The following is a 6,854-nucleotide window of genomic DNA, read 5'->3' as shown; positions in this document are numbered from 1 at the left end:
GGGCTGGGGCAGGAGGCCATTGCCGTGACCGAGGCGGCGCATGGCCCGGCCCATCCCGACACGCTGCGCACGATGCGCGATCAGGCCCTGCGGCTCTACCAGTCGGGGGCGACGCGGGAGGCGCATGATCTCGTCGAGATCACGCTGGCGCGGACCATCGAAACCTATGGCACCCGCACTCTGAAATACGCCCAGACCCTGCAACTGCGCGCCCTCGTGCGCTGCCGCGCGCCTGTGGGGTCGGAGCTATTCGCCGCCGGGCTGGCCGACCAGCGCGACGCGGTGGCGCTGCTGCGGGAAATCCTGCCGGACGATCACCCCGAGCTGGGGAAGGCCCTGCTCGACCTTTCCTCGCTGCTGCGCGAGGCCGGCGAGCCGCTGGAGGCGCTGGAGGTGGCGCTGGCTGCCGAGCAGGCCCGCGCGCCGAGCCGCAAGGTGCTGATCGGGATGATCGACAACGCGCTGACGGCGGGGGTAATCAGCGGTGAGCGGGCGATGCGCGAGATGTTCCGGGTGGGGCAGAGGTTTCTGGCCAGCGAGGCGGGCGCGGCCTTTCGGCAGAGTGCCTATCGCAAGGCGCTGGGCGCGCGGGCCGGGGACTATCGCGCGCTGACCGATGCCGAGCGGCGCGAGGCGCAGTTGCACAGCGCGCTGGCCGAGATGGCGGGGCGCCCGAAGGCGCAGCGCGATGCCGCGCAGGAGGCGCGGCTGCGGGAAGAGATCGCCGCCACGGCAGAGCGGATCGCCGGGCTGGAACAGGCGCTGGCGGGCCAGCTTCCGGGCATGGCGGAGCTTCTGGGCGAGGATGTGCTGGAGGTCGAGGAGGTGCAGGCGCTGCTCGGGCCGGGGGATGCGCTGGTGCTGATGGATTACTCACCGCGCCCCGGCGATCCGCATGTGATCCATGCGATCACGCGGGAGCAGGCGATTTACGTGCCGATCTACGTGAAGGCGGAGGGGCTGGCGGCGGCGGTGGCCGATCTGCGCGGCTCGATCGACCTGCGGTTGGGCGTGCGGGCGGCGACGGCGCTGAAGGCCCCGGCGCAGGGCGAGGCGCCGAAGGCCTTCCACCTGCCCGCCGCCGCGTGGCTTTACCGGATGAGCTTTGCCGCCGTGGAGCCGGTGCTGGCGGGCAAGGACCATCTGTTCGTGCTGCAGCGCGGCCCCTTTGCCCAACTGCCGCCCCAGCTCTTGATCCGCAACGAGGCGGAGCGGCTGGAAGAGGCGGATTGGTTGGTGCGGCATGTGGCGGTGACGGTGATCCCCTCGGTCGCGGCGCTGCGGGGCGGGGCGCGCGGGGCGGAAGGCAGCGGCGAGAAGGCCCCGATCCTCGCCTTCTCCAACCCCGAGTTCGGCGGTGCGCTGCTGCCGCTTCCGGAAACGACCGGCGAGGTGCATGCGGTGGCCCGGGCCTTGGGGGGCAGCGCGGCGGGCCTGCATGACGGGGCGGCGGCCAGCGAGGCGGCGGTGAAGGCGGCGGCGCTGGCCCGCTACCGGACGCTCTATTTTGCCACCCACGGGCTTGTCACCGGCGATGTGGTGGCGGGCACCGCCATGAAGGAGCCTGCGTTGGCGCTGACTGGGGGCGGTGGCGAGGATGGGTTGCTGACGGTGTCGGAGATCACCGGGCTGACGCTGGACGCGGACCTTGTGGTGCTGTCGGCCTGCAACACGGCGCAGGGCGACGGGGCGGGCGGTGAGGCGCTGAGCGGGCTGGCGCAGGCCTTCACCTATGCCGGAGCGCGGGGCCTGCTGGTGAGCCACTGGCCGGTGGAGAGCCAGAGCGCGGTGGCGCTGATGACAGACATCTTCGCCCGGCGCGCCGCCGACCCATCCTTGAGCGCGGCGGAGGCGCAGCGGCAGGCGATGCTGGCGATGATCGACGGGCCGAGGCCCGAGTGGCGGCACCCTGCCTATTGGGCGCCCTTCATCCTCGTGGGAGACCCTGACCGATGATCCGCTTCCTGGCTCTGGTGCTTGCGCTGCTGCTCACCGCCCCGATGCCGTCCATGGCCCAGCAGAGCGCAGAGCAGGCGGCGGTGGATGCGGATGAGCAGGAGGTGTTTCAGCTTTATGCCGAGGGTCGCTACGAGGAGGCCCTGCCGCGCGCAGAGGCGGTGCAGGTGGCGCTTGAGGCGGCCTATGGCGTGTTCTCGGAGCGGGCGCTGCTGAACCATGCGCTGGTGGCCAACATCCTTGAGCGCCTCGGGCGGCAGGCCGAAGGAATCGAGATCAGCCGGGCGGTGCTGGCGCTTTGGGTGACCCACCATGGCCGTGACCACCCCGAGGCGCAGCGGGCGCGGATGAACCTCGCGATGGGTCTGTCGAATGCCCGCCGCGCCGGTGAGGCGATGCCCTATGCGCTGGAGGCCTACGAGTTTGCCCGCGCGCATTGGGGCCCGGAGGCGGTGACGACGCTGCTGTTTCGCTCCAACGTGGCGGGGCTGCTGGAGCGCACGGGGGAATACGAGGCGGCGCTGGCGGAGTTCCGGGCGGTGGCCGAGGGGTTGAAGGGCGTGGAGGGCATGCGCGCGGCGCGGCACCGCGCCTCGGCCTTGCGGCATGCCGCGCGGATGGCCGAGGGGCTGGGGCATTACGATGACGCGATCATGCTCTATGCCGAGACGGTCCCGGCAACCCGCGCGGCCTTTGGCAACACCCACCCGCAGTTGCAGACCCTGCTTTACGAAATGGGGCGGCTGGCCGGGCGGATGGGCTATGTGGACGTGGCCTCGGAGGTGCTGCTGGAAAGCGCCAAGCTGGCCGAGGCGCTTTATGGCTTCAAGGCGCGGCAGACCAACGAGGTGAACGCGATGATCGCGCTGGTGCTCACCCGCGAGGGGCCGGGGAGCCAGTATTACGACATCGGGGCGGGACTGCTCGACACCGTGATCGCCAATATGGAGGAGGTGCTGGGGCGGACACATCCGGCGCTGTCGGAGCCGCTGACCTGGGCCGCCACATTGGCAATGGAGCAGGGCGACTGGCCCCGCGCGCTGGAGCTTGCGCGCTGGTCGGCCGAGATCGGCACCGCGATGTCCACCCCCTGGTTCGACGCGCTGGCAGCGGCGGAGGCGAGCGGGGAGATGAGCGCCGCAAGTGCCGCGGAGGAGGCCTTCGAGGCGGTGCAGGCGAGCTTCCTGTCGGTCGCCTCGACCTCGACCAGCCTGCTGGAGCAGCGGTTGCAGCTTGCCCTGGAGGGCGCGGGCGAGGCGGACCGGGCCTATACCGATGCGATCCGCCGCCGCAACGAGCTGCAGGCGGCGCTGCTGGCCGTCAACGCCCTGCCGCTGGAAGACCGGGTGGCGGGCGACGCGGAGTCGCTGCAGGCCGAGCTGGCCGTGACGGTGGAGACGATTGCCACGCTTCAGGCCGAGCTGGCCCAGCTTGATCCGTGGCTGACCGGGCTGAAGCAGGGGCGGCGGGCCTCAGCGGCGGAGGTGCGCGAGAGCCTGAAGCCGGGGGAGGCGGTGGTGGTGATCGACGTGCCGAGCGGCGAATATGGCGCGAGCCGGATTGTCGTTGTCACCCGCGAGAGCGCCGCCTGGGCCCCGATCCCCGCCGCGCAGCCGGAGATCGCGGCGCTTGTGGAGCGGGTGCGGCAGGGCATCGAGCTGAAGATTGGGGTGCGCGCGGCGCTGGCGCTGAAGGCGGCCACGGGCGAGGCACCGCCCGAGTTCGACGGGGCGGCGGCGGCGGAGCTTTATGCGCTGACCTTCGGCCAAGTTGCCCCGGCGCTGGAGGGGATCGACCATATCTACGTGGAGCTGCGTGGCCCGGTTGGGGCGCTTCCGCCGCAGCTTTTGTTGCGCAGCGCGCCGGAGGGGGCGCTGGCCGAGGCGGACTGGCTGCTGCGCCACCATGCCTTTACCGTCATCCCCTCTGTCCTGTCGCTGCGCATTGCCGCGCTGGCCGAGGAGCTGGGGCGTGCGCCCGAGCCCTTCCTGGGGGTGGCCAACCCGGACTACGGGGCCGGGGCGGGCGCCGCCGCGAGCAATGCGCGCACGGCGCAGCTGCGCTCGGGGCTGGCGCCGCTGCCGGAAACCGCAGGCGAGGTGCGGGCGGTGGCGCGTGCAGTGGCGGCGGGCGGGGACGCGGTGATCGAGGGTGCGGCGGCGAGCGAGGCGGCGCTGAAGGCGGCCCCGCTGGAGCGTTTCCGCGTGCTCTACTTTGCCACCCACGGGCTGATCACGGGCGATGCGGTGGAGGGCGCGGTGCTGGATGAATCCGCGCTGGCCCTGACCCCGGGCGCGGGGGAGGACGGCTTCTTGAAGGTGTCCGAGATTGTCCGGCTGAAGCTGAATGCCGACTGGGTGGTGCTGAGCGCCTGCAACACGGCGGTGGGCGGCAAGCCGGGCGCGGAGGCGCTGAGCGGGCTGGCGCAGGGCTTCTTCTATGCCGGGGCGCGGGCCTTGCTGGTGAGCCACTGGCCGGTGGAGAGCCAGAGCGCGGTGGCGCTGATGACCGACATCTTCGCCCGCCGCGCCGCCAACCCTTCCTTGAGCGCGGCGGAGGCGCAGCGGCAGGCGATGCTGGCGCTGATGCAGCAGGACAAGTGGAGCCACCCGGCCTTCTGGGCGCCGTTCATCCTGGTTGGCGACCCCGGCTGAGGGCGGCGCGGCGCTGCCCCGAAGACCGGGCATCCGCCCCGCGCGGGGCCGTTTGTTGCGAAATTGCGAACAATCTTACGAAAGTTTTCTCATTCTCGCCCCAATTTCGGCGTTGCCTTCTGTCATCAGCAGATCAGGGGCGAGATGTGCCCGGAGGATCGAGGCCATGAAGACAGTGATGAAAACCGCCGCTCTGACAGCCACCGTGCTGGCGATGGCCGGTTGCGCCGTGAACTCCAGCGTGCCGATCGCCAGCCGCGACACGCCGCTTGAGGCGGCCCGGTCCGGCAATGGCGTGCAGCAGCAGAGCCCGGCCTACAGGGTGGACAGCGTGACCGTTCTGGTGCCCGAGACGCTGCGGGTGTCGGAGGCGAATACCTATTATCCGAATGCGGATATCGTCTGGCGCGGCGATGCGCCGGGCAACCGCTGGGCGCAGGTGCAGGCGATCTTCGAAGAGGCGATCGGGCGCAGCCGGAGCCATCTCACCGAGGGCCAGCCGGCGGACCTGGAGGTGGAGGTGATGCGCTTTCACTCGCTGACCGACAAGACGCGCTACACCCTTGGTGGTGTTCACTCGATCAAGTTCAAGCTCACGTTGCGCGACCCGCAGAGCGGCGAGATTCTGGAACAGCGGGTTGAGAAGGCCGACCTCAAGGCTTATGGCGGCAGCAAGGCCGTGGCCATGGAGGTGCAGGGAATGGGGCAGAAGGTGCGGATCACGCAACATCTGGCCGATACCTTCGTGAAGGAGCTTTCGGGCCACCCCGCGTGAGGCGGGGCGGCGCACACGCGCCGGTGGCAGCGGAATGCCGCCGGTGTTGCACCACGGTTACCCTCGCGTAAGCAATCGGTGCGAAAATATGAGACAACACCCCATTGGCGGCGAGCTCCGCGTATAAGGGGGAACGAGCAGTAGGGGCCGAGCGTTTGGCCTGAAAGGAACAACCAGATGATGATCTCTAGGATTTCACTGATGACCCTGGCGCTTGTTGCGCTGGCCGCCTGTTCGCAAGCCCCTGTGGGCGTGACGCCGGTTCAGCAGTTTGATGCGACTGCGGTTGTCTGGTCCACCGGCAGCTATCGCTGATCGCTGCGCCCTGCGTCTGAGCAGGGTTTCTCTTTCCGCCCGCCGCGAGAGGCGGTAGGTGAGGCGGCATGAGTGATGCCGCGCCCCTTCCCACGATCCGACTGAAACCGAAGGCCGATGCCCGGGCGATCCGCCATGGGCACCCTTGGGCCTATGCCGATGCGCTGGTGCTGGACCGCCGCACCAAGGCGCTGGCGCCGGGCAGCCTTGCGGTGCTGGAAGATGCCGAGCGCGCGCCGCTGGCGCTGGTTGCGGTGACACCGGAGAGCCGGATTGTCGCGCGGGTGCTCGACCGGGACTGCGCGGCGGAGGTGGATGCGGCCTGGTTTGCGCGCCGTCTCAGGGCGGCGCTTGCGCTACGCGAAGCCCTGTTCGACGCGCCGTTCTACCGGCTGGTGCATGCCGAGGCCGACGGGTTGCCGGGCGTGGTGATCGACCGTTTCGGCGATGCGCTGGTGGTGCAGCCCAACGCGGCCTGGGCCGACGTGCGGTTTGACGCGCTGGCCAGCGCGCTGGAAGAGGTGACGGGCTGTGCCACGATCATTCGCAACGGCATGGGACGGGCGCGCAGGTTTGAAGGGCTGCCCGAGGTGCTGGAGGTGGCGCGCGGCGTGGCCCCGGAGGGCCCGGTGCCGGTGCCGATGAATGGCGCGACCTATATGGCCGACCTGATGGGCGGGCAGAAGACCGGCCTGTTCTATGACCAGCGTGACAACCACGCGTTCACCGCCGGGTTGGCGAAGGGCGCGCGGGTGCTCGACGTGTTCTCTCACGTTGGCGGCTTTGCCCTTGCGGCGCTGGCGGCGGGTGCGGAGCAGGCGCTGGCGGTGGATGGCTCGGAGCCTGCGCTGGCGCTGGCGGAGGCGGGAGCCGATGCGGCGGGCATGGCGGCGCGCTTCGAGACCCGGAAGGGCGATGCCTTTGCCGTGCTGGAGGCCCTGGCGGGCGAGGGCGCGCAATTTGACGTGGTGATCTGCGATCCGCCGGCCTTTGCCCCCTCCAAGAAGGCGCTGACCCAGGGCTTGCGCGCCTATGAGCGGGTCGCCCGGCTGGCCGCGCCGCTGGTGGCGCCGGGGGGCTACCTGACGCTGTGCTCCTGCTCGCATGCCGCTGAGGTGGCCAAATTCGGCAATGCCTGTGCACGGGGCATCGGG

4 protein-coding genes are annotated in these 6,854 nt (G+C 70.5%); all 4 read left to right on the top strand.

The features are described from left to right. On the top strand, positions 1-1,956 hold a 1,956-nt coding region (locus tag DYI42_RS22545; protein WP_213549189.1), incomplete at its 5' end, for a CHAT domain-containing protein. Continuing rightward, complete coding sequence (locus tag DYI42_RS22540; RefSeq protein ID WP_213549187.1) at positions 1,953-4,610, top strand: CHAT domain-containing tetratricopeptide repeat protein; 2,658 nt, start codon at positions 1,953-1,955, stop codon at positions 4,608-4,610. The genes DYI42_RS22545 and DYI42_RS22540, both read left to right, overlap by 4 nt. Before the next feature lie 166 nt (positions 4,611-4,776). Next, a complete protein-coding gene (locus DYI42_RS22535) occupies positions 4,777-5,385 on the top strand; it encodes a DUF6778 family protein (protein ID WP_213549185.1) in 609 nt (202 codons plus the stop codon). 383 nt (positions 5,386-5,768) lie between these two features. Then, positions 5,769-6,854 (top strand): RSP_2647 family RNA methyltransferase (locus DYI42_RS22530; RefSeq protein WP_213549183.1); only part of this gene is annotated, 1,086 nt, incomplete at its 3' end.

Origin of the sequence: Vannielia litorea, from assembly GCF_018424695.1 — a bacterium.
GTDB lineage: Bacteria > Pseudomonadota > Alphaproteobacteria > Rhodobacterales > Rhodobacteraceae > Vannielia > Vannielia litorea_A.
This window is presented reverse-complemented; position numbering and strand designations above follow the sequence as displayed.